The 22,162-nt window shown below is 60.9% G+C and carries 20 protein-coding genes and 1 pseudogene; 7 read left to right on the top strand and 14 right to left on the bottom strand.

Going from position 1 to position 22,162, the window contains the following annotated elements; genetic code table 11:
- Positions 1-16 precede the first annotated feature (16 nt).
- The 9 genes from FRT59_RS05840 to FRT59_RS05800 form a co-directional block, all read right to left on the bottom strand.
- Positions 17-1,078, bottom strand: coding sequence for an AI-2E family transporter (locus FRT59_RS05840; RefSeq protein ID WP_034118946.1), 1,062 nt, complete (start codon positions 1,076-1,078; stop codon positions 17-19).
- Positions 1,079-1,149: 71 nt separating this feature from the next.
- The gene (locus tag FRT59_RS05835; RefSeq protein ID WP_034118945.1) at positions 1,150-1,968 is read right to left on the bottom strand and encodes a DUF4892 domain-containing protein; all 819 of its coding nucleotides are present in this window, start codon (positions 1,966-1,968) and stop codon (positions 1,150-1,152) included.
- A 102-nt stretch (positions 1,969-2,070) separates the two neighbouring features.
- Positions 2,071-2,925, bottom strand: coding sequence for an alpha/beta hydrolase (locus FRT59_RS05830; protein ID WP_153870622.1), 855 nt, complete (start codon positions 2,923-2,925; stop codon positions 2,071-2,073).
- On the bottom strand, positions 2,922-3,725 hold the full coding sequence (locus FRT59_RS05825; RefSeq protein ID WP_153870621.1) for an alpha/beta fold hydrolase: 804 nt from the start codon (positions 3,723-3,725) through the stop codon (positions 2,922-2,924). Before FRT59_RS05825 ends, FRT59_RS05830 begins: the two co-directional genes overlap by 4 nt.
- 97 nt (positions 3,726-3,822) lie before the next feature.
- On the bottom strand, positions 3,823-4,266 hold the full coding sequence (locus FRT59_RS05820) for a hotdog fold thioesterase (RefSeq protein ID WP_034118942.1): 444 nt from the start codon (positions 4,264-4,266) through the stop codon (positions 3,823-3,825).
- Between the two features lie 30 nt (positions 4,267-4,296).
- A complete protein-coding gene (locus FRT59_RS05815; RefSeq protein WP_153870620.1) occupies positions 4,297-5,946 on the bottom strand; it encodes an AMP-binding protein in 1,650 nt (549 codons plus the stop codon).
- A gap of 86 nt (positions 5,947-6,032) precedes the next feature.
- Positions 6,033-6,482, bottom strand: a complete 450-nt coding sequence (gene sixA / locus FRT59_RS05810; RefSeq protein ID WP_034118940.1) for a phosphohistidine phosphatase SixA — start codon at positions 6,480-6,482, stop codon at positions 6,033-6,035.
- The gene (locus tag FRT59_RS05805) at positions 6,479-6,826 is read right to left on the bottom strand and encodes a DUF4389 domain-containing protein (RefSeq protein ID WP_153870619.1); all 348 of its coding nucleotides are present in this window, start codon (positions 6,824-6,826) and stop codon (positions 6,479-6,481) included. Before FRT59_RS05805 ends, sixA begins: the two co-directional genes overlap by 4 nt.
- Positions 6,827-6,836: 10 nt before the next feature.
- Positions 6,837-7,862 carry an NAD(P)H-dependent glycerol-3-phosphate dehydrogenase gene (locus tag FRT59_RS05800; protein WP_153870618.1) on the bottom strand — a complete coding sequence of 342 codons (1,026 nt, stop codon included), beginning with the start codon at positions 7,860-7,862 and terminating at the stop codon, positions 6,837-6,839.
- 195 nt (positions 7,863-8,057) lie between these two features.
- Between FRT59_RS05800 and FRT59_RS05795 the strand changes: the two genes are divergently transcribed.
- The 5 genes from FRT59_RS05795 to fabB all read left to right on the top strand — a co-directional run bounded on the left by FRT59_RS05795 (position 8,058) and on the right by fabB (position 15,001).
- Complete coding sequence (locus FRT59_RS05795; RefSeq protein WP_325168005.1) at positions 8,058-10,181, top strand: TonB-dependent receptor plug domain-containing protein; 2,124 nt, start codon at positions 8,058-8,060, stop codon at positions 10,179-10,181.
- A 1-nt stretch (position 10,182) separates the two neighbouring features.
- Positions 10,183-11,112: an ABC transporter substrate binding protein gene (locus FRT59_RS05790; RefSeq protein WP_153870617.1), complete on the top strand. Its 930-nt coding sequence runs from the start codon at positions 10,183-10,185 to the stop codon at positions 11,110-11,112.
- A complete protein-coding gene (locus FRT59_RS05785; RefSeq protein ID WP_034118935.1) occupies positions 11,109-13,010 on the top strand; it encodes an ATP-binding protein in 1,902 nt (633 codons plus the stop codon). The genes FRT59_RS05790 and FRT59_RS05785 overlap by 4 nt, the downstream gene beginning before the upstream one ends.
- 249 nt (positions 13,011-13,259) lie before the next feature.
- Positions 13,260-13,775 carry a 3-hydroxyacyl-[acyl-carrier-protein] dehydratase FabA gene (gene fabA, locus FRT59_RS05780; RefSeq protein WP_003210552.1) on the top strand — a complete coding sequence of 172 codons (516 nt, stop codon included), beginning with the start codon at positions 13,260-13,262 and terminating at the stop codon, positions 13,773-13,775.
- An 11-nt stretch (positions 13,776-13,786) separates the two neighbouring features.
- Positions 13,787-15,001, top strand: coding sequence for a beta-ketoacyl-ACP synthase I (gene fabB / locus FRT59_RS05775; protein ID WP_153870616.1), 1,215 nt, complete (start codon positions 13,787-13,789; stop codon positions 14,999-15,001).
- 95 nt (positions 15,002-15,096) lie between these two features.
- Here the strand turns inward: fabB and FRT59_RS27485 are convergent, their stop codons facing one another.
- The 3 genes and pseudogenes from FRT59_RS27485 to FRT59_RS05765 all read right to left on the bottom strand — a co-directional run bounded on the left by FRT59_RS27485 (position 15,097) and on the right by FRT59_RS05765 (position 17,841).
- A complete protein-coding gene (locus FRT59_RS27485) occupies positions 15,097-15,960 on the bottom strand; it encodes a methyl-accepting chemotaxis protein (protein WP_411829029.1) in 864 nt (287 codons plus the stop codon).
- Positions 15,952-16,722 (bottom strand): annotated as a pseudogene (locus FRT59_RS27480) (MCP four helix bundle domain-containing protein); the annotation flags it as partial. The gene FRT59_RS27485 and the pseudogene FRT59_RS27480, both read right to left, overlap by 9 nt.
- Before the next feature lie 96 nt (positions 16,723-16,818).
- Positions 16,819-17,841 carry an amidohydrolase family protein gene (locus tag FRT59_RS05765; protein WP_198809867.1) on the bottom strand — a complete coding sequence of 341 codons (1,023 nt, stop codon included), beginning with the start codon at positions 17,839-17,841 and terminating at the stop codon, positions 16,819-16,821.
- 138 nt (positions 17,842-17,979) lie between these two features.
- Between FRT59_RS05765 and FRT59_RS05760 the strand changes: the two genes are divergently transcribed.
- Positions 17,980-18,396, top strand: coding sequence for an OsmC family protein (locus FRT59_RS05760; RefSeq protein WP_034118931.1), 417 nt, complete (start codon positions 17,980-17,982; stop codon positions 18,394-18,396).
- A 64-nt stretch (positions 18,397-18,460) separates the two neighbouring features.
- Positions 18,461-19,327: a pirin family protein gene (locus FRT59_RS05755; RefSeq protein WP_153870615.1), complete on the top strand. Its 867-nt coding sequence runs from the start codon at positions 18,461-18,463 to the stop codon at positions 19,325-19,327.
- A gap of 111 nt (positions 19,328-19,438) precedes the next feature.
- On the opposite strand, the gene FRT59_RS05750 is transcribed toward FRT59_RS05755, so the two are convergent.
- Positions 19,439-20,167: a dienelactone hydrolase family protein gene (locus tag FRT59_RS05750; RefSeq protein ID WP_153837823.1), complete on the bottom strand. Its 729-nt coding sequence runs from the start codon at positions 20,165-20,167 to the stop codon at positions 19,439-19,441.
- Between the two features lie 66 nt (positions 20,168-20,233).
- Positions 20,234-22,138 (bottom strand): molecular chaperone HtpG, encoded by a 1,905-nt coding sequence (gene htpG, locus FRT59_RS05745; RefSeq protein ID WP_153870614.1) that lies wholly within the window; start codon positions 22,136-22,138, stop codon positions 20,234-20,236.
- Positions 22,139-22,162: the final 24 nt, after the last annotated feature.

Genomic DNA, 22,162 nt, shown 5'->3' with positions numbered 1-22,162 from the left:
GACCGCTATCCGTCAGTTACAACGGTTTGTCTTCACGGCGCACCTGCGCCTGAGTCGCGCTCCAGTCTGTCAACAGGCTGTAAGCCACCGCCAACAAGGTCGGGCCGATAAACAGGCCGATAAAACCGAACGCTATCAACCCACCGAACACGCCCAACAACACAATCACCAGCGGCAGGTTGCCGCCACGGCTGATCAGGTACGGCTTGAGTACGTTATCCACGCCGCTGATCACGAACGTGCCCCATACACCCAGGAACACCGCATAGGTATAGTCGCCCTTCCACGCCAGCCAGGCCGTGGCCGGGATCCACACCAGCGGCGGGCCCATGGGGATCAGGCTGAGCAGGAAGGTGACGATGCCCAGCACCAGCGCGCCCGGCACGCCGGCGATCAGGAAGCCGATCAGCGCCAACAGGGCCTGGGCGGCAGCGGTGCCGATCACACCGTTGACCACCCGTTGTACCGTGCCGGCCACCAGTTCGATGTAGTAGCCGGCACGCTCGCCGATCAGGCGCTCCAGCAGGCGGTGTACAAACATCGCCAGGCGTGGGCCATCGCGATAGAAAAAGAACACGAAGACCAGGCTCAAGGTCAGCTCGAGAATGCCACCGCCAATTTGCGCACTGCGCGCCAGCAACCAATTGCCGACCTGGCCAAGGTACGGCTTGATGCTGACCATCAGCGCCGCGCCTTGTTGATCAATGCTGTCCCACATCGCCACCAGGCGCTCGCCGACAAACGGGATCGAGCCCAACCAAGTCGGCGCCTCGGGCAAGCCGTCGACCTGGATATCCTTGATCAGCGCCACCGCATCCCGCACATGGTCGGCCAGGTTGAACCCCAGCCAGACCAGCGGCACCGCCACCAGCAGCATCCAGCCCAGGGTCAGGATGCCAGCAGCCAGGGACTCCCGGCCACCCAGCCAACGGGTGAGCAAACGCATCAGCGGCCAACTGGCAAACGCCAGCACCGCCCCCCAGAACAGCGCCGACCAGAACGGTGCCATGACCCAGAAGCTGGCACCGAACAGCACCAGCAGCAGGATTTGCACCAGCAGGCGATCGTTATTGAGCATCGGGTATCTCGAGAATAGGCTGTAGGAAGAGAGCTTAGGCGAACGGCGCGGGTCCGTTCGCCCTGTAACGGTCAGCGTATCAGATGCAGGTGCAAACCCTTAGCATCACCGGTGCCGGTTTCCAGGCGCGCGGCACGCACTCCTGCATCGACCAGGCCCTGGCGCCAGGCTTCGGCGTTCGGTCCGCTCAGGCTGATGCGCAACGTGGTGTCAAGGTTCAGCCCGCGGGAAATCAAGGTCAGCCAGGTGGCGTCAGGCTCGGCGCCCAGCGCGGGAAAGTCCAGCTCGCCAGTGCTTTTGAGTTCACGCAGCAGGGTGGCCGAGGTGGGCAGCAGATTGCCCAGAGGCGCGCTGGCGTCGAGTTGCTCGACATGCAGATAAGCGCGACGATTACCGCGGGTGATGCCGTACAGCGCTACCAACGAATTGTCCTGCGGGGCGGCCAGGCGCAGCAGCAGGTATTCCTGCTGGCCGTCGGCGCCCACCAGCTTGGCGTTGCCGAACACTTCGTTGGCCCACAGGCTGCTTTCGCCGCAGTCCCGGGCCTGGCACCAGAACAACAACTGCGCGCCCTTGGCCTGCAAGGCTTCGCGCGTTGCGGTGAAGGCGGCGCTGGAGCTGTGCTCGGCGGGCAGTTCATAGGTGATTGCAGTGGCCTGGCCGCGTGCGGTGGCCTGGCCTTCGGAGCGCAACTGGCCGCTGATCTTGCGGATCGCGCCCATGGGGTAGATGCGTTCCTTTTCTTCAGCGGGGCGATAATCGACGATTTGCGCGTCAACCTGGCGGGATACGGCAGGTAAATCCTGGCTGCCTGGAACATCGGCTGCAAACACCAGGGGGCTGAAACAGCAAAGGCCAAGGGCACGGATACATCCTTTACCCAGGCTCATCGGATCAATGAGCCCTGGCCAATGGTGGTCACAGCGGTATTGGGTTTGTTCATGGTTGACTCCCTTTCAATCCGCCCAGCCTCGGCAGTTGACCCCGCCAAGTCAAGGCGTGGAGAAGAACCGATTGAAACAGTCTGCAACAAGAGCGGCGCCGGGCTCATCATTCAGGTGTAAATGATGGCCGCCTGGCAGCGTGGTGACGCTGAAGGGTAGCTGAGAAAGCAATTCGGAATGTTTCGCCAACATGCCGTCAGCCGCGACCACCAACTGCGTAGGGCAACCCACACGACGCACGAAAGCCATGGCCTGCTCATCGGTCAGGCGCGCTGGCGATGCGAGGGTCAGGCGGCTGTCGCTGCGCCAGGTGTAACCGCCCGGTACCGGCATCAAGCCGCGCTGGGCCAGCAGTTCGGCGGCTTCGCGGCTGACTGCCACCACGCCTTTCATTCGCGCTTCAACCGCCCGATCAAGGGTGTGGTAGACCGGCTTGCGCTTGTCCTGCAGGCTTAATTGCGCCTGCAAGGCCATGCCCAGGCGCTCGGCCGCGTTCTCGCCGCTAGCGGTGGGTGGGATCACACCGTCGATCAATCCCAGGTGCGTCACCCGCTCCGGCAGGGCACCGGCCAACACCAGGGAGACGATGGCGCCCAAGGAGTGACCAAGTAATGCAAAACGTTTCCAGCCCAGTTGCTCGGCCACTTGCAGCACGTCGTAGACGTAGTCCCACAAGGCATAACCGGCCCCTGCAGGACGATGAGCCGAGTGCCCGTGCCCAGCCATATCCAGCGCGACGATGCGTAACCCGTTCAGCTTCGGCGCCAGGCGAGCAAAGCTGTTGGCGTTGTCCAACCAGCCATGCAGGGCAATCACCGGCAGGCCGTCCTCGGGTCCGAACAGATGAGCGGCCAGTTCGATGTGCGGCAGGCTCAGGCGAACTTCTTCGACAGGTGTGCTCATGCGCAGTTGCGCTCACGGGCTTGCCAGCGGGCGAACAGGTTCTTGATCAAGGTGGCGGTGTCCTGGGGGCGTTCGAGGGGAAACATATGGCCACCCGGCATGGTGAGCATTTCGCCCATGGGCAGGCGGTCGACGCCGCTGGCATGGTGGCGCATCACCACCCGGCTCTGGCGCCCCCGCACGACCGCCAGTGGCACCTTCAACTGGCGCACCTGGCCCGGGCTGGTGTGGGGCACGCCGCGGTAGATGCTGATTTCGGTGGCCGGATCGAAACGCAGGCGCAGGCGATCGCCCACTTGCTGCAGGCCATGTTGCAGGTACGCGTCAAAGCAGTCGGGGTCGAAGCCACGAAACAGGGTCTTACCGGCGAAGTAGCTGCGCGCGGCATCCTGGTCGGTGAATTCTTCACGTCGACCGAGGGTGCGTCCGGCCGGAGTCAGGCGGTCGATAAAACCAAAGCGCTTGGCGGCGCGGATCACCCAGCGGTCTGCGCGGGTCAGTACCGGCGAATCCAGCATCACCACGCCACGGTACAGTTGCGGGCAACGCATGGCCGCGTGCAAATGCAGCACGCCTCCGAGGGAATGGCCCACGCCCCACACTGGTTCTGGTTGCTGTTCCAGATGGTGGATCAGCTCGTCCACCAGGTTCTGCCAGTTATCGTCCACGGGGAACCTGGGGTCGTGACCGTGCTGCGGCAGATGAGCCACCGTATATTCCGGGGCCAGGGCGGCAAACAACTTGCCGTAGGTGGCCGACGGGAAGCCATTGGCGTGGGTAAAAAACACGTGCTGCGACATACAGGTTCCATCAACAAAAACAGAGATTGATTGTCACCATGCCGGGTGCCTACAGCAATGACTGTAACTGCCAGGAATGATGACACTCACGCCACGCCTATCGCGCCGGCGGTTTTTCGCCCAGCGGCACCACGGCCATGGTCAGGCGCGAGACGCAACTGGCCTTGCCATCGTCGCTGCTCAGGCGGATGTCCCACACCTGGGTCGTACGCCCGATATGAATGGCCTTGGCCACCGCCGTCACACGCCCGCTGCGCACACCACGCAAGTGGTTGGCGTTGACCTCCAGGCCCACGCAATAGAACTTGCTGGCATCGATGCACAGGTAGGCCGCCATGGAGCCAACGCTCTCGGCCAGCACCACCGAGGCGCCACCGTGCAACAGGCCGTAGGGCTGATGGGTGCGGTGATCGACCACCATGCTGGCGGTGAGGGATTCGTCGTCGAAGCTTTCGAAGCGAATATCCAGCAACTCACCGATGGTGTTTTTCTGGATGGCATTGAGTTGTTCGATATTCGGTTGGGTGCGCCACAGGCTCATAGGGTTGTCCTTGTTGATTTTATTACGTGCCTAATCCTGCCACAAAACGGTTTCGGCACGCTCGCTCCATGCCTGCAATTGTGGCCCGTACGTCGCCTCGATCACGCTGCGCTTAATCTTCAAGGTCGGGGTCAGAAAACCGTTTTCCACCGCCCAACTGTCTTTCACCACCACCAACTGGCGCACGCGCTCATGTTTATCCAGAGCAGTGTTGACCTGTTCCAACCAGCGCTCGAGGCCGCTGCCGAGCGCTCGACGGTCGTCATTCCCCGCCGACAACACACACAGCCCTACGGGTGCGCCGAGCCCCTCCCCGACGACACACACTTGTTCGATGCGCGCATGTTCGGCCAGGCGATTTTCAATCGGCGCCGGGGCCACATATTTGCCTTTGCTGGTCTTGAAGATTTCCTTGAGGCGCCCGGTCAAGCGCAGACGGCCGTCAGCGTCCTGTTCGCCCTTGTCGCCGGTACGCAGGTAGCCGTCCTCAGTCAGCGTCTCAGCGGTTTTCTGCGGGTCCTTGAAATAGCCCAGCATGGTCGCGCCGCTACGCACCTGCACTTCGCCTGACGGGTCGATGCGCACTTCCACACCTGGGCAAGGCAGGCCGATCCAACCGAGCTTCTGCGCACCCGGGCTACACACATGGGAATAGCCGCAGCTTTCGGTCATGCCATACACCTCCAGCACATCCAGGCCCAGGCGCTGATACCAACGCAGCAAGGCCTCGGGCACCGGGGCCGCGCCGGACAAGGCAATGCGCAGCGCATCCAGCCCCAGGCCCGCCAGGACTTTATGGCCGACGCGCTTGCCGATAAAGGGCAGGCGCAGCAGGGTATCGAGGCGTTTTTCCGGAATCTTGGCGTAGACGCCCAGCTGGAATTTGGTCCAGATACGGGGCACGCCAAACAAGGCCGTCGGCCGTGCCCTGCGCAAGTCAGCCAGGAAGGTCTCCAGGCTTTCAGCAAAAAATACGGTTTGCCCGGTATAGATCGACGCCAGTTCCACAAACATCCGTTCGGCCACATGGCAAAGCGGCAGGTAGGACAGCAGCCGGTCGCCCTCCCCCAGGCCGAACAACTCAGTACCGCGGGTGGCGGCGAAGCCCAAGGCACCGAAGGTTTGCATCACGCCTTTGGGCAGGCCGGTAGTGCCGGAGGTGTAGACGATGGTGGCAAGTGCCGAGGCAACGGGCTCGGGGTTGTCCTGGATCGGTGAGCAGGCTTGCAGGTCCGCCCAGCTGAAATCGAACGCCCCCTCCGGGCACAGCGGCAGGCTGATGGTCGGCACGCCCGCCGGGATACCCGGCGCCATCGCCGGCCAGTCATCGAGCTTGCCGATCAACGCCAGCGCCGCTTCGGAATGGGTGAGCACATGAGCAACGGAGTCGGCGGTGAGGTTGGGATAGAGCGGCACCGAGACATGCCCGGCCATCCAGATGGCGAGGTCGGCGATGATCCAGTGCGCGCAGTTTTTTGAGATCAGGGCAATGTGTGAGCCCTGGGGCAACTCCCGGGCCCGCAGCCAATGGGCGGCGCAACGGGCCTGATGGCCGACGTCACCCCAGGAAAGGGCCTGCACCTCGCCGTTGCCGACGGGTTGCACCAGGAAGACTTTGCGCGGGTGCCGCGCTTCACGCTCGAAGAAGACCTGCAACGGCAAACGAAAAGCGACAGGCATGGGACGCGCTCCTTTGTGGTCCGACATACAGCCAACCAAGCACTTGCTCGGTTGACTGTATAGCACACACAAAGACGAGTTTCGTCCTACGGATTCTTCACATCGACCAGTCTCATCAAGCCTGCCAGCGGAAAGTCACCCTCAAGCTCTGCCAGGCTGGCCGTGTACATCGGTTGCGGCTGACGCTGATGCCCGTGCTGCAAAAAGCTGATCAGGCTGCCCACCAGCGGTTGGTGGCTGACCAGCAGCACGTTGTCGTCGGTATCGAGTTTTTCCAGCACCTGCAGGGGGTTGCTCTCGGGCGTCAGCCACGGCGCCGTGCGGATCTCGGGCTGAAAATCCAACACGTCGCGCACCAATTGCGCCGTCTGCTGCGCCCGCACATAGGGGCTGGCGATGATGGCGCTGAGAGGTTGACCGATCAGGTGCGCTGCACTGCGTAATACTTCGGCCCGACCATGCTCGGTGAGGTTGCGTTCGGCGTCGGTGCGGGCATGCCCTTGGGCCTCACCGTGGCGCAGGATCCACACCTTCATAGCTTTGGCTCTTCATCACGTACCGGGTGAGGAGCCGGCGGCACGCTGTGAGCCGCTTCGCCCTCCGGTGCACGCGGGGTTGGCCAATCGGCGAACGGCCAAGGCTTTTGCTCGGTATGAAAGCTGCCGAAGCGGCCGATCTGCGCAAGAAACTGGCTGAGGCTGTCGCCAACATTCATCAGGCCCAGGTTCGGAGCGCCGTAAATCAGGCGGTAGATCAGTTGCACGACCACTAGCGCGCCGAGCAGGAATTGCGTGACCTGCCACACCAGCGCAAACACCAGCATCCACACAATGCGCAAGACAATCGACTCGTATTTGGGGGCTGCTTTCGGATCGTTCATGACGCGTTCCTCAGTTGAAACCGCTGGTGGAAATAAAGTCGACATCGGTCTTGGGCTCGGCCCGCATCAACAACTCAATGACCTGGTCCAAGGTGCGCCCTTCGAACAGGATCGCGTGCAACCCGGCGACCAGCGGCATATACACGCCCACTTCCTGGGCCTTGGCTTTCAACACCTTGAGGGTGTTGACCCCTTCGGCCACTTCGCCCAGGCGCGTCACCGCCTCCTCCAGGCTCAGCCCTTGGCCCAGGGCAAACCCGACCTGATAGTTGCGGCTCTTGGGCGACGAGCAGGTGACGATCAGATCACCCACGCCCGCCAGGCCGAGGAACGTCATCGGGTTGGCGCCCTGGTTCACCGCAAAGCGGGTCATTTCGGCCAGGGCACGGGTGATCAACATGCTCTTGGTGTTTTCGCCCATGCCCAAGGCCACGGCCATGCCGGCGATGATCGCGTAGACGTTCTTCAGTGCCCCGCCCAACTCGACGCCAAAGCGATCGCCGCTGGCGTACACCCGGAAAGTTCGGCCATGCAACACCGCCTGCACGCGCTCGCACAAGGCTTCGTCTTCGCTGGCGACCACGGTGGCGGTCAACGCATGTTCGGCCACTTCCCGCGCCAGGTTCGGCCCGGACAGCACGCCGATGCGCGCCTGCGGGGCGATCTCTACGAGGATTTCACTCATCAACTTGAAAGTGTGTGCCTCGATGCCCTTGGTCAGACTGACCAGCAGCTTGCCCGCCAGGCGTTCGGCATGGGGCGCCAACACCGAGCGCAAGGCGCTGGAGGGCAACGCGACAAAGCACAGGTCGCAGGCCGTGAGGGTGTCCAGCAGGTCGGTGACCGGCTCCACCGCTGGATGAATCTTGATGCCTTTAAGGTAACGGGGGTTTTCCCGATGCACGCGGATGGCTTCGGCCTGCTCGGGGTCGCGCATCCACTGACGCACCGCGTGGCCGTTCTCGGCCAGCAGGTTAGCCACGGCGGTACCAAAGCTTCCGCCTCCCAGGACCGCGATAGGGCGCTGTTCTGTCATATGCAATCCGTTAATCCATACCAGTGGCGATGGCGGCATTATACGGGGCGCCCCGCTTGCGGCCAGCCCCCGCTTCAAATCGAGTGCCCGTCAGAAAATGCCACGTTTGTGCGCAGTAATTGCAAGTCCGACGACTGGCAAATAGCCGCGCCTCGGTTAACATGGGCGGCTATCCGTCATTAACAAGGCCGTGCCGTGTATCTGGGCCCTCCTCCTCGCTCATCTCTGCTGTTGATGCTGTTGTGCAGCCTACCTGCACTGGCTGACGATCTGTTTCTCGACAGCCAGCCGCTGCCGCAGGTCTTGACCGCCACGCGCCTCAAGCAATCGGCCGCTGCCGTGCCTGGCAGCATGACGGTGATCGACAGCGAACTGATCAAGGCCAGCGGTGCCCGGGACATTTCGGAATTGTTGCGGTTGGTGCCCGGGATGATGGTCGGCTACACCACTGGCAATCAAGCGTCGGTGAACTACCACGGCACCAGCGCCAGTGATGCACGGCGCATGCAGGTGTTGATCGACGGTCGCTCGGTCTACCGCGCCGGCCTGGCCACAGTGGACTGGAGCGATATTCCGGTGGCCATGGAGGATATCGAGCGCATTGAGGTATTTCGTGGCCCCAACACCGTCAGCTACGGTGCCAACGCGTTGATGGCGGTGGTGAATATCCTCACGCGCTCGCCGGCCAACAGCCAGGGCTCTCGGGTAAAAGTCACTCGCGGCGAACGTGGAATCAACGACTTCTATGCCAGCCAGGGCGTGGGCTGGGAGACCGGCGATTTGCGCCTGTCCCTGTCCGGGCAACAGGACGACGGTTTTGACAGTGATGCCGTCGGCGCCGACCGCCGTGATGGTCAGCGTCTCAACCGTTTCAGCCTGGCGGTGAGCCAGACCCTGAACTCGCAACAGAGCCTCGATTGGCAACTGAACGTCAAGGAAGGCACCAACCAGCGTCCTTACACCTACACCCCAGTGTTTGACGGGATTACCGAAGGCGGCAGCAATTCCGATGTTGTCGCCAAGGACTACGCTGGCTCTTTGCGCTGGAACTTCGACTTCAACCCTGATCACAGCCTGTATATCCAGGGCTCGGCCCAGCAATGGGACCGCCGTCAGATCTGGAAAGCCTGTGACGCCAAGGTCTCGTTCAGCCCGGAGCTGACCCAGCTCTGGCAGCTCAACCCCAACTATGCCGAATTGTTGGCGCGGCATATGAACACCTACAGCCCAGGATCGCCGCCGCCCGGCAGCGCCGCCGAACAGGCATTGGCCAACCAGGTGCTGGATCAATGGAACAACCACGGTGGCAAGAACCCCGTCTGCGGCGATATCGACCAAAGCACCCGTGAAAGCCGCTACGACCTTGAGGTCCAGGACACCCTCAGCCTCTCCGACAGCCTGCGCCTAGTCAGCGGCATGAACTACCGCTACGACCGCGCTGACTCCGACACCTACTTCAATGGAACACTGAACGACACTACCTGGCGCCTGTTCGGGCACCTGGAATGGCGCGCCAGCGAACACTGGCTGCTGCAAGGCGGCGCCATGTACGAAAACACCCACCTGAGCGGCAACTCGCTGACACCGCGTGTGGCGGTCAATTACCTGATCAACCCACGCCACGGCTTGCGGGCGGTTTATTCCGAAGCGATCCGCTCGCCAGACATGTTCGAGAACAACGTCAATTGGAGCTACCGTGTCACCAATCTCAGCTCCCCGGCCTATGGGAAGAACTCGGGGCAATATTTCGTCGTGACACGCGGTCCTGGCGACCTGGACAAAGAATTGATGCGCTCACGGGAACTGGGCTACAACGGTTTCTTTGCCGATCTGGGGCTGAACGTCGACGTGAAGCTGTTCTATGACGAAATCACTCAGATGATCAGCTCGCCGCTGCGCAACAACCAATACATCGCAAGCAACGCCAACAGCTCGCGCTTTACCGGTGTCGAGTCACAGTTCGACTGGCGCGTGAGCAACGCCGACCGCCTGCGCCTGACCTATGCTTATGTCGACGCCGCCTCCAGCAACCCGCTGGACAAGGCGCAAACCGCTCGCAACAGCGGATCGGCCGGCTGGCTGCGTGAATGGGGCCAGGGTTGGTCCAGCGCAGTGTTCTACTATGGCGACGACGCACTCAACCGCTATCGCTTCCAACGGGTTGACCTACGAGTGGCCAAGCGTATTGCCCTGGGCACAACCAATGTGGAGCTGGCCGGCATGTTGCAACAACGCCTCGATAACCAGCCCACCACCTGGGCCGACAACAACTACGACCATCGCCACGTCCTCTACTTCAGCGCGCAGCTGGACTTCTGACATGGGCGATCAGTCACGGATGACCCTCTTCTTTATTTTACTGCGCGGGTGTCGCGGCCTGCTGCTGGCGTGCCTGCTGCTGGCGGCTCCTGCATGGAGCGCCGAAATCCTGCTGACTGCAGCCGAAGACGGTGCCGGCGTTCAAGCCTTCACCCAGGCACTTGCCCAAGAGCGCCCCGCAGACCATGTCACCTTCACGCCGTTCAAGGACTTGCCGTCGCCAAGCCAATTGCCCGCCAGCAGCCGCCTGATCCTCCTCGATCTGCCCAGCCTCGACTGGCGCCTGCAGGAGACCCAAGGCCCGCCGACCCTGGTGCTGCGCATCAGCCGCCTGCAGGCGCAGCAACGCCTGGGCAACCTGCACCCGGCGAAAATCAGCCTGCTGTGGAGCGACCCACCGCTGCAACGCCAGTTGCACCTGATCGCCGACATCCTGCCCCAGGCCCAACGCATCGGCGTGCTTTACGGCCCCGACAGTGAATTCCTGCTGCGCGAACTGATCCAGTTAGCCAAACCCATGGGCCTGGAGATCGTGCCCCAACTCTGGAACAACACCAACGACAGCCGACCGCTGCAAACCCTGTTCAAATACAGCGACGTGCTGCTCGGCCTCGACGACCCGCAACTGTACAACCCCAAAACGGTTAAAAACCTGTTGCTGAGCAGCTACGCCCAACAATTGCCGCTGGTAGGGCCCAATGCCGGGTTTGTCAGGGCCGGCAGCCTGGCCAGCACCTATAGCGACCAACCTGATTGGCTCGCGGTGCTGAACCGCCTGCTGGACCAGCCTCCGGGCAATTGGCCACGCACGCTTTACCCGCAACACTTCAAAGTCGTGGGCAACCCGCAAGTTGCGCGCTCACTGGGCCTCGAACAAGTCGATGAAGCCGCCGTCGCCGCCCGCGTGGCCGAAGGAGAAAAACGCCCATGACCTTGCGTCGTCGTTGGGATATCAACACCCGCACCCAGCTCATCACCCTGGGCCCCGCGCTGTTGCTGACCCTGCTGCTGATCAGCTTTTTCACCTTCGTGCGTATCCAGGATCTGCGCCAGGAACTGGACCACACCGGCCAACTGATCGCCAACCAACTGGCACCCGCTACCGAGTATGGGGTGATCTCCGGCAACAACGATGTACTCGAGACGTTGCTGCGCGCGACCCTGGCCACGCCCCACGTGCGCTTCCTGGAGATTCAGGACAGTGCCGAGAACATCCTGGTGTACGTCGAGCAGCCGTCGGAGAGACATGACCGCTCACTGTCGGTGAAAGTGTTCCAGGCGCCGATCCGCCTTCAACATATCCAGTTGGGCACTGACTTTTTCCAGGACAACCTCAGCGAACCCAAGGCGCCACGTGCAGACTACCTGGGCCGGGTGATCGTCGGCATGTCCAATGATGCGTTCAGCCAGCGCCAGCAAGAAATCCTGTTCAAGGCAGGGATCCTTGCCCTGTTCGCCCTGCTGTTTACCTTCCTGCTGGCGCGACGCCTGGCGGCAAGCCTGTCGCAGCCGATCAGCGCCATGGGCCATGCGGTCAAGGCCATCCAGCAAGGCGACTACAAGACCCCGCTACCGATTGTCGATGACTCTGAATTGGGCGACCTGTCGCGACATATCAACAACCTCGCCGATGGCCTCAACCAGGCCAGCCGCGAGCAGCAGCAAGCCATGGCCCAGTTGATCCAGACCCGTGAAGAAGCCGAGCGTGCGAACAACGCCAAGTCAGATTTTCTGGCGATGATGAGCCACGAACTGCGCACGCCCATGAACGGCGTGCTGGGCATGCTGCAACTACTGGAAACCACCGAGATGACCGAGGAACAGGCCGAGTATGCGGCGCTGGCTTGCGAGTCCACCGAGCACCTGCTCAAGGTGATCAACGACATCCTCGACTTCTCGCGCATTGAACGCGCCGCCCTGGAACTGGAACACATCCCTTTCAACCTGGCGGACCTGATCAACAGTTGTGCCCAGGCTTTCCAGCACAGTGCCCAGCAACGTGGGCTGACCCTGGAGCTGCCGATTCCCATGGGCATGGATGCCCTGCGAGTGCGGGGCGATCCGACGCGGATCCGGCAGATTCTGGTAAACCTGATCGGCAATGCGTTGAAATTCACCGAACACGGCAGCGTGACCGTCGAGCCCCATTGGCAAACCCTCGACCACGAATTGGTGTGGTTCACCTGCACCGTGCGCGACAGCGGTATCGGCATTTCCGCCGAACGCCTGGAACTGATGTTCGATGCGTTCCAGCAGGCCGACAGTTCTATTTCAAGACGTTATGGCGGTACCGGCCTGGGCCTGCCAATTGCCCGCACCCTGGCCGAACGCATGGGCGGCACCTTGCGAGCCCAGAGCGAAGAAGGCAGGGGCTCGATGTTCACCTTGGAAATACCGTTGGCCATCGACCAGCAACATGTGCCAGCCATTGCTCCAGATACCCCTGGCAAAGCCAGCGCCGGCGATGGGCGCCACGTGCTGTTGGTGGAGGACAACCCGGTCAACCGCACGGTGGTCGAAGCGATGCTGCGCAGCCTGGGTTTCGAAGTCAGCCTGGCCACCGACGGCGCCGAGGCGATCCGCAGCGCCGAGAGCCTGATTTTCACCGCTATCTTGATGGATTGCCGCCTGCCCCTAATCGACGGCTATGAAGCCACTCGGCAGATTCGCCAACTGCCCGGCTGCGCCGATCTGCCGATCATCGCCCTGACGGCCAACGCCTTGCAGGGCGACCGCGAGGCCTGCCTGGCAGCCGGAATGAACGATTACCTGGCAAAGCCGTTCAAACGTACGGATTTGCAGCAAATCCTGCAGCGCTGGGTGCAATAGCGCCCCGCCATCAGGCAACTGCGACTGGCGTGAAAGACGAAAGTGCGGCAGTCTTAGGCACCCGAACGGGCCGATAAACAGGCCCGGTTTAAAATTTCAGTGAACAAGTGTACATTCAGTGCCTTGCCGCTGTGACTTTCACTACAACGCAATAGTCTATGTGTAGGCTGCCGCTATGAGGCATGAACGCTTCATTCGGTTCGGGAGGATTTGCCCTACCCTGCCGCATGGGATTATTGAGGAGCTCGCATGACCAAACAAAACGCCTTTACTCGGGAAGACCTGCTGCGCTGCAGTCGCGGTGAGCTGTTCGGCCCAGGTAACGCGCAACTGCCCGCCCCGAACATGTTGATGGTGGATCGAATCACCCATATCAGCGAAGAGGGTGGCAAGTACGGCAAAGGTGAATTGGTCGCCGAACTGGATATCACCCCGGACCTCTGGTTCTTCGCCTGCCATTTTGAAGGCGACCCTGTGATGCCCGGCTGCCTGGGCCTCGACGCCATGTGGCAACTGGTTGGCTTCTACCTGGGCTGGCAAGGCCTGCCGGGCCGCGGCCGAGCCCTGGGTTCGGGCGAGGTGAAGTTCTTTGGGCAGGTCCTGCCGACCGCCAAGAAAGTCACCTACAACATTCAAATCAAGCGCGTCCTCAAGGGCAAGCTGAACCTGGCCATCGCCGACGGTTCGGTGACTGTCGACGGTCGCGAGATCTATACTGCCGAAGGCCTTCGGGTCGGCGTATTCACTTCCACTGACAACTTTTAAGGGTTATCCGCATGCGCCGCGTCGTTATCACTGGTCTGGGCATCGTTTCTTGCCTGGGCAATGACAAAGAGACCGTCACCGCTAACCTGCGTGCAAGTCGCCCTGGCATCCGCTTCAACCCGGAATATGCCGAAATGGGTCTGCGTAGCCAGGTTTCCGGCTCCATCGACCTGCCCCTCGAAGAGCTGATCGATCGCAAGATCTATCGCTTCGTCGGCCACGCTGCCGCCTACGCCTACCTGGCCATGAAAGACGCGATCGCCGATTCCGGCCTGAGCGAAGACCAGGTCTCGAACGTACGCACCGGCCTGATCGCCGGCTCCGGCGGCGCATCGACCCTCAACCAGATGGAAGCGCTGGACATCCTGCGCGAAAAAGGCGTGAAGCGCGTTGGCCCGTACCGTGTAACACGGACCATGGGCAGCACCGTTTCGGCCTGCCTGGCCACCCCGTTCGCGATCAAGGGTGTGAACTACTCGATCTCCTCGGCGTGTGCCACCAGTGCTCACTGCATCGGTACTGCCGTTGAGCAGATCCAACTGGGCAAGCAGGACATCGTGTTCGCCGGCGGCGGTGAAGAAGAGCACTGGAGCCAGTCGTTCCTGTTCGACGCCATGGGCGCACTGTCCACCCAGTACAACGAAACCCCGGAAAAAGCATCCCGTGCCTACGACGCCAAGCGTGACGGTTTCGTCATTGCCGGCGGTGGTGGCATGGTCGTGGTCGAGGAGCTGGAGCACGCCCTGGCCCGTGGCGCGAAGATCTACGCCGAAATCGTTGGCTACGGCGCGACGTCCGATGGCTACGACATGGTTGCGCCAAGCGGCGAAGGCGCTATCCGCTGCATGCAGATGGCAATGTCCACCGTGGATACCCCAATTGACTACCTGAACACCCACGGCACCTCGACTCCGGTCGGCGACGCCAAGGAAATGGAAGGCGTGCGTGCGGTATTTGGCGACAAGGCTCCGGCGATCAGCTCGACCAAGAGCCTGTCCGGCCACTCCCTGGGCGCCGCTGGCGTTCACGAAGCGATCTACTGCCTGCTGATGATGGAAGGCAACTTCATGGCCGGTTCGGCCAACATCGAAGAGATCGACCCGGCCGTTGCCGACATGCCGATCCTGACCAAGACCGTCGAAAACGCCAAGATCGACACCGTGATGAGCAACAGCTTCGGTTTTGGTGGCACTAACGCCACCTTGGTACTGAAACGCTGGAAATAAGCTAAGAGCGACAAGCTACAAGCGGCAAGAGAAAGCAGTTATTCACCTGCTTCTAACTTGCCGCTTGTAGCTTGTAGCTTGCCACTGCTCCCCCCCTACACCGAAAACCGCGCCACCATCGTGTTCAGATCCACCGCCAACCGCGACAACTCCTGGCTCGCCGCACTGGTCTGGTTCGCCCCGGTAGACGTCTGATGCGCCAGGTCGCGGATATTCATCAAATTGCGATCCACCTCCCGCGCTACCGCCGCCTGTTGCTCCGAAGCACTGGCAATCACCAGGTTGCGTTCGTTGATCAGGGTAAACGCCGAGGCAATCTCTTCCAGCGCCATACCCGCCGACTTGGCGATTTCCAGCGTGGAACGCGCTCGCGTGTTGCTCTGTTGCATGGAGCTGACCGCCTGGTCGGTGCCCTGCTGAATCCCACTGATCATCTGCTCGATTTCCTGGGTCGACTGTTGCGTGCGATGGGCCAAGGCGCGCACTTCATCAGCCACCACCGCAAAACCGCGCCCGGCATCGCCGGCTCGCGCCGCTTCAATCGCCGCGTTCAGCGCCAGCAGGTTGGTTTGCTCGGCAATCGAACGAATCACGTCCAGCACTTTGCTGATACCGTAGACCTTCTGCGCCAGATCCTCGACCTGGGTCGCATTGGCGGTCACATCGGTAGCCAGGGCTTCAATCGACACCACCGTTTGCTGTACCTGCTCACGTCCCTGCTGGGCGATACGGTCGGACTCGCGCGAAGCATGGGAAGTGGCCACCGCGTTACTCGCCACCTCTTCTACCGCCGCCGTCATCTGGTTGACCGCCGTGGCAGCCTGTTCGATTTCCTGGTTCTGCTGGTGCAGGCCCCGCGTGGCGTCCTCAGTCACACAATTAAGCTCCTCTGAGGCAGAGGCTAATTGGTTCGACGATTCGGCAATACGCCGGATGGTATCGCGCAGGTTCCCCTGCATGTCCTTGAGGGCCTGCTGCAAACGCGCCGGCTCATCGCTGCCGGTCACACTGATCTCGCCAGTCAGGTCACCAGTGGCTACGCCCTGGGCTACTTTCAGCGACTGCGCCAGTGGCAGCACAATGCTGCGGGTCAGCCAGACCGCCAAGCCGATGGTGATCAACGCCGTGAGGATGATCATGCCAATGACCCCAGTCCGCGATTGACTGAACACGCTTTGCGCGAGGCTCGCCGCCTGGTTGGCATTGATCTTGTTCAGGTTGACCAAGTCGTGCAGGGTCACGGCCATGTCATCGGCCAGTTGATTCATTTCACCGTTGACCACCTTGATCGCCGCGTCGAGCTGGCCGGCTTTGGAGAACGCCATCACCTGCTCCTGGCGTTGCAGGTATTGTTGCTCCTGGCTCTTGAAGCGGTCGAACAAGGTGCGCTCTTCAGGGAGGACAATCAGCCCTTCATAGAGCGTTTGCGCGTGATGCAGACCACCTTTGAGGTCTGTCAGCTTTTGCTCATTCTGCGACACCGCCTGCGGATCGCGATTGACCAATAGGCGCAAGGTCAGGGCGCGCACACGCAGCAAGTCCTGACTCATCTCCCCCACCGCCATCACGCTGGGCAGCCAGTTGTTCTCCACCTGGTCCGACTGCTGGCGCATATTGGCCATCTGCAACAGGGCGAAGCCGCCCAATGCGAAGACCATCAAGGCCAGCACGCCAAAGCCCAAGCCGGCGCGCGGTGCAATATTCAAACTACGGATACTCATGCCAGGATTCCTTCCAAAAGAACTGCATCCACCTGCAGCGGGTCTCTTGGACGTTATCGGCACCCGGCCCCGTTTACATAAGACCGAAACGCGATATCAACGCGCGCCCCCATCGCGAGGTGGCTTGGGCAGTATGGCGAGGAAGTTATCCCGTGCGACCTTGCGGGCCACATCCTCGGGCAAGGCATCGAGGAACGGCTCGAAGCGGCGCATCTCCCTACCCAATTTATTGAAACGCCCTACCACGTCGGACCCCAGCATGAAGCGCTCCGGGAAGCGCTCCACCAGCTTTAACCATTCTGGCCGAGGCTTGCCCGCCTCATCCAGCAGGTAAGGTGTGAGCACGCTCCAGGACAGGTCGATATACAGATTGGGGTATGCCTCAAGCATGCGGCTCAAGGTAGGCAGCAAAAAGTCCATCTGCACCTGGTGCCGGTGGATTTCCTTGCTGGTGCCAGCATGGGCCCAGATGAAGCGCGTATGCGGGTGGTTGCGCAATGGCTCTTCGACTTCCGCCAGGTACAGCGGGTTGCGCTCGCGCTTGGAGGTGATGTTGGAGTGCAGCATCACTGGCAGGTCGTTTTCGGCGGCCAAATGATAGATGCGCGTCATGGCTTCGTTGTTGGCGCGAGGGGTGTCACCGGAGGTCAGGGCGGTGAGGTCGTCGTGGCGGGTGAACACTTCGCCGATGCCCTGCCACAGCCCCGGGTCAAGGTCGAGCATGCGCTGGATATGGGCAGCGGAGTTCTTGTCGTTAGGATTGAAGCCGGCCAGGAACGGATGAAAGTGCTGACGTTGCTCGGGGGTCAGTTTATTCACCGCCGCCGCGACAATCACATCAGTGGCGCTGTACCAATAGGCATCGGCATCGTCACCGGCGTAATAGCGCGGACGCTTGGGCTCGTCTTCGTGCCATTTCTTGGCCACGGGAATGCCGGAGATCATCACATGCTCGACGCGGTTTTTCGCCATGGCCTCGAGCAGTTTGTCCATCCCTGCCGTCTCCTGGAAGAAATCCACGTAATGCAGGTGCGCGTCGCTGTAGGCATAGTCGCGAGCCTGCGCGGCAAGGCTGCTGGCGGCGAGCAACAGGGCAAGACTCAGGCGGGTCCGAAGCACGGTAAAACCTCAATAAGGGCTGATACGGGTAGACCTTGCGCCAGGCATCCGGGTTCAGCGCAGAAAAAACCGGAACACTCGCGGGCCAGCATGTTCTATAACTGCATGACCTTCATCCTGCCCATTGTGAGGTGCTCTATGCCTGTTACCGTAAATACCCTGAATCACGATAACTTTCGTCACAGCGTCAACATCAATAATCACGAGCTGTTTACCGACCTGCCCAAAAGCCTGGGCGGCGATGACTCGGCGCCCTCGCCCCACGATTACTTCGATGCTGCACTGGCGTCGTGCAAAGCCTTGACCGTCAGGCTCTACGCGCAGAAAAAAGATATCCCGCTGACCGGCGTGACGGTGGAGGTCAGCCACGACAGCACCGAGGAGCAAAAGGGCAAATACAAGCTAAACGTCAAGCTGACCCTCAAGGGCGTCCTCACCGACGCGCAGCGCGATGAGCTGCACCGCGTCGCTGACAAGTGCCCGGTACACAAGCTGATGACCACCGCCGAGGTCACTATCGAGACAAAATTGTCGGAAGGCGCCTTCAGCCAATAGTCCCAACCTCCTGTCGAGCGGGTTATGCTCATTACCATCTAACCCGCTCAGACAGGGATGCCCCATGACCACCCTCACCGTGATCCACGCCCGCGCTGAAGATGTAGAAGGCCAGCCGATCCTGCGCCCGCTGCCCTCCCGTGAATGCCGCAGCGTGGGGCCGTTTGTGTTTTTCGACCATATGCTGCCGACCTGCTATGCCCCGGGTACCGGCATGAATATCCGCCAGCATCCGCATATCGGCCTGTCCACCCTCACCTATCTGTTTGAAGGCGTGTTGCAGCACAAGGACAGCCTTGGCTCGGACCAGGTGGTGCAGGCCGGCGATGTCAGCTGGATGACCGCTGGCAGCGCAATTGCCCACGTCGAGCGCACGCCTGAAAACCTGAAGGCCAGTGGTTTCAACCTGCATGGCCTGCAAGTGTGGCTCGCCTCCCCCAAGGACCACGAGACCGGGCCGGGCCATTACAGCCATCACCCGGCGTCGAGCCTGCCGATGAGCGATAACCTCGGCGTGCAGGTGCGCCTGATCGCCGGCGATGGCTTCTGCCTCAAATCACCCGTGCCAGTGCTCTCGCCGACGCTGTATGCCGAGGTGCAGATGCAAACGGCTACCACCCTGCTGATCCCCGATGAACATGAGGAGCGCGCGGTGTATGTGCTGGAGGGAGAGGCGCAGTTGGAGGGCGAGTTGCTTGAAGTACATAGCCTGGTGGTTTTGCCTGGCGGACAAGAAATGACACTGTTTGCCGAGACCGATTGCCATGTGGTGATATTTGGCGGTGCTCCGCTGGATGGGCCACGGCGGATCAACTGGAATTTCGTGGCAAGCGATCCGGCGATGATCGAGCAGGCCAGGCAGCGGTGGGCGGCTGGGGATTGGCCCACAGTGCCGGGGGAGTCAGAAAGAATTGAGTTGCCTGTGAGATAGCATTCGCGAGCAAGCCCGCTCCCACATTTTGACCGCATTTATCCTGCAAGAATGCGGTCAAAATGTGGGAGCGGGCTTGCTCGCGAAGAGGCCGGAACAGGCGCTGAAAAATCAGCCCTTGAACACTTCATCCAGCAGGTTATGCATTGACTGGAACGCCCGCGCAGCAGTCTTCGCGTCGTACATCATCTTGCCCGGCACATTGGCATGGGGGTCGGTAAAGGAATGCACCGCGCCGCCATAGCTCAGCAATTGCCAATCCACACCCGCCGCGTTCATCTCATCTTCGAATGCCGGCAGCTGCTCTTTGGGCACCAACGGGTCGCTAGCACCGTGCAGTACCAGCACTGAGCCCTTGATGTTTTTCGCATCGGCCGGGTTCGGCGTGTCGAGCGTGCCGTGGAACGAGATGGCCGCCTTGAGCGGTGCACCGGTACGCGCCAGCTCGAGTGAGCAGCAACCGCCGAAGCAGAAACCGAACGTCGCCAGCTTCGAGGTATCAACAACTGCCTCGGTCTGGCCCTGCAATTGTTCGAAGGCCGCCTGCATGCGCTTGTTCAGCAACGGACGATCGTTTTTCAAGGGCATCATCGCCGCGCCGGCTTCATCGCCATTGCTCGGACGCACAGTCTGCCCGTAGAGGTCGGCAATCAACACCACGTAGCCTTCACCGGCAACGCGCTTGGCAATCTCTTCAGCACCTGCACTCACCCCCATCCAGTTCGGCGCCATCAGTAACCCGGGGAGCGGGCCCTTGTGGCTGGCATCGAACGCCAGGCGGCTTTCATACGACTGGCCATCAATCTGATAGACCACGGAACGCACAGTGACTTGGCTCATCATTTACTCCAGTTGAGGGGGCATTAAACGAAAAAACCCGCCGAAGCGGGTTTTTCTACAACGTTGTCAGACCGACAGTTCAACCAACAGCTTGTTCAGTCGGCGCACATAAGCGGCCGGGTCTTTCAGGCTGTCGCCGGCTGCGAGGGCGGCCTGGTCGAAGAGGATGTGCGACAAGTCGCCAAAACGCTCTTCGCTCTGCTCGCCATCGAGCTTCTCGATCAACGGGTGAGCCGGGTTGAATTCAAAGATCGGCTTGGAGTCCGGCACTTTCTGGCCGCTGGCTTCCAGGATCTGGCGCATCTGCATGCCCAGGTCCTGCTCGCCGATGGCCAGGATCGCCGGAGAATCGGTCAGGCGGTGGGAAACCCGCACTTCGCTGACTGCTTCGCCCAGGGATGCCTTGATCCGCTCAACCAGGCCTTCTTTGGACTTGGCGACTTCTTCGGCTTCTTTCTTCTCTTCTTCGGAATCCAGGTTACCCAGGTCAAGGTCACCACGGGCCACGTCGACGAAGGATTTGCCATCGAACTCGGTGAGGTAGCTCATCAGCCACTCATCGATACGGTCGGTCAACAGCAGCACTTCGATGCCTTTCTTGCGGAAGACTTCCAGGTGCGGGCTGTTCTTGACCTGGGCGTAGGTTTCGCCGGTCAGGTAGTAGATCTTATCCTGACCTTCCTTAGCGCGTGCTAGGTAGTCAGCCAAGGACACAACCTGCTCGCCGTCATCGCCCTGAGTCGAAGCAAAACGCAGCAAGCCGGCGATTTTTTCCTTGTTGGCGAAGTCTTCCGCCGGGCCTTCCTTCATCACCTGGCCGAAGTTCTTCCAGAAGCCCTTGTATTGCTCAGGCTCGTTCTTCGCCAGTTTTTCCAGCATGTCGAGCACGCGCTTGGTCAGCGCTGACTTCATGGAATCGATGATCGGATCTTTCTGCAGGATTTCCCGCGAGACGTTCAGCGACAGGTCGTTGGAATCAACCACACCTTTGATAAAGCGCAGGTACAGCGGCAGGAAGGATTCTGCCTGGTCCATCACGAACACGCGCTGCACATACAGCTTCAGGCCTTTTGGCGCTTCACGCTGGTACAGGTCGAACGGAGCACGGGCTGGCACGTAGAGCAGCGAGCTGTATTCCAGCTTGCCTTCAACCTTGTTGTGGCTCCAGCTCAGCGGGTTTTCGTAGTCGTGACCGATGTGCTTGTAGAACTCCTGGTATTCCTCGTCCTTGATCTCGGTACGCGGACGGGTCCACAGGGCGCTGGCACGGTTGACGGTTTCCCATTCTTCGGCCGGTTTCTCTTCGCCTTCGGCAGCACTCTGCTCCTTGGGCAACTCGATCGGTAACGCGATGTGGTCGGAGTACTTCTTGATGATGTTGCGCAGGCGCCAGCCATCGGCGAATTCGTCTTCACCGGATTTCAGGTGCAGCACGATGCGGGTACCGCGGTCAGCCTTATCAAGGGTGGCGATTTCGAACTCGCCCTCGCCTTTGGAAGCCCAGTGCACGCCTTCGCTGGCGTCGAGACCGGCACGGCGGCTGAACACTTCAACCTTGTCGGCGACGATAAAGGCCGAGTAGAAGCCCACGCCGAACTGGCCGATCAGGTGCGAATCCTTTTTCTGGTCGCCCGACAGGTTCTTCATGAAATCAGCAGTACCGGATTTAGCGATAGTGCCCAAATGGGTGATCGCGTCTTCACGGCTCATGCCGATACCGTTGTCTTCGAGGGTGACGGTCTTGGCGTCTCTGTCGTAGCTCACACGGATTTTCAGTTCCGCGCCGCCTTCCAGCAATTCAGGCTTGGACAGGGCTTCGAAACGTAATTTGTCGACAGCGTCAGAGGCGTTCGAGATCAATTCGCGAAGGAAGATTTCCTTGTTGGAATACAGCGAATGGATCATGAGGTGCAGCAGTTGCTTCACCTCGGTCTGGAAGCCCAGGGTTTCCTTTTGAGTTTCCACACTCATGGTCATCAAACTCCAATTTGGATG

It is taken from the genome of Pseudomonas haemolytica (genome assembly GCF_009659625.1).
In the GTDB taxonomy this organism is placed as follows: domain Bacteria; phylum Pseudomonadota; class Gammaproteobacteria; order Pseudomonadales; family Pseudomonadaceae; genus Aquipseudomonas; species Aquipseudomonas haemolytica.
Note: the sequence above shows the minus strand (reverse complement) of the source record. Positions and strands in the feature narration are given on the sequence as shown.

What these genes read in the sequence shown, in the direction of transcription:
- FRT59_RS05840 (WP_034118946.1), bottom strand. Translation starts at nt 1,078, where the DNA reads ATGCTCAATAACGATCGCCTGCTGGTGCAAATCCTGCTGCTGGTGCTG.
- FRT59_RS05835 (WP_034118945.1), bottom strand. Translation starts at nt 1,968, where the DNA reads ATGAGCCTGGGTAAAGGATGTATCCGTGCCCTTGGCCTTTGCTGTTTC.
- FRT59_RS05830 (WP_153870622.1), bottom strand. Translation starts at nt 2,925, where the DNA reads ATGAGCACACCTGTCGAAGAAGTTCGCCTGAGCCTGCCGCACATCGAA.
- FRT59_RS05825 (WP_153870621.1), bottom strand. Translation starts at nt 3,725, where the DNA reads ATGTCGCAGCACGTGTTTTTTACCCACGCCAATGGCTTCCCGTCGGCC.
- FRT59_RS05820 (WP_034118942.1), bottom strand. Translation starts at nt 4,266, where the DNA reads ATGAGCCTGTGGCGCACCCAACCGAATATCGAACAACTCAATGCCATC.
- FRT59_RS05815 (WP_153870620.1), bottom strand. Translation starts at nt 5,946, where the DNA reads ATGCCTGTCGCTTTTCGTTTGCCGTTGCAGGTCTTCTTCGAGCGTGAA.
- sixA (WP_034118940.1), bottom strand. Translation starts at nt 6,482, where the DNA reads ATGAAGGTGTGGATCCTGCGCCACGGTGAGGCCCAAGGGCATGCCCGC.
- FRT59_RS05805 (WP_153870619.1), bottom strand. Translation starts at nt 6,826, where the DNA reads ATGAACGATCCGAAAGCAGCCCCCAAATACGAGTCGATTGTCTTGCGC.
- FRT59_RS05800 (WP_153870618.1), bottom strand. Translation starts at nt 7,862, where the DNA reads ATGACAGAACAGCGCCCTATCGCGGTCCTGGGAGGCGGAAGCTTTGGT.
- FRT59_RS05790 (WP_153870617.1), top strand. Translation starts at nt 10,183, where the DNA reads ATGGGCGATCAGTCACGGATGACCCTCTTCTTTATTTTACTGCGCGGG.
- FRT59_RS05785 (WP_034118935.1), top strand. Translation starts at nt 11,109, where the DNA reads ATGACCTTGCGTCGTCGTTGGGATATCAACACCCGCACCCAGCTCATC.
- fabA (WP_003210552.1), top strand. Translation starts at nt 13,260, where the DNA reads ATGACCAAACAAAACGCCTTTACTCGGGAAGACCTGCTGCGCTGCAGT.
- fabB (WP_153870616.1), top strand. Translation starts at nt 13,787, where the DNA reads ATGCGCCGCGTCGTTATCACTGGTCTGGGCATCGTTTCTTGCCTGGGC.
- FRT59_RS27485 (WP_411829029.1), bottom strand. Translation starts at nt 15,960, where the DNA reads ATGCAGGGGAACCTGCGCGATACCATCCGGCGTATTGCCGAATCGTCG.
- FRT59_RS05760 (WP_034118931.1), top strand. Translation starts at nt 17,980, where the DNA reads ATGCCTGTTACCGTAAATACCCTGAATCACGATAACTTTCGTCACAGC.
- FRT59_RS05755 (WP_153870615.1), top strand. Translation starts at nt 18,461, where the DNA reads ATGACCACCCTCACCGTGATCCACGCCCGCGCTGAAGATGTAGAAGGC.
- FRT59_RS05750 (WP_153837823.1), bottom strand. Translation starts at nt 20,167, where the DNA reads ATGAGCCAAGTCACTGTGCGTTCCGTGGTCTATCAGATTGATGGCCAG.
- htpG (WP_153870614.1), bottom strand. Translation starts at nt 22,138, where the DNA reads ATGAGTGTGGAAACTCAAAAGGAAACCCTGGGCTTCCAGACCGAGGTG.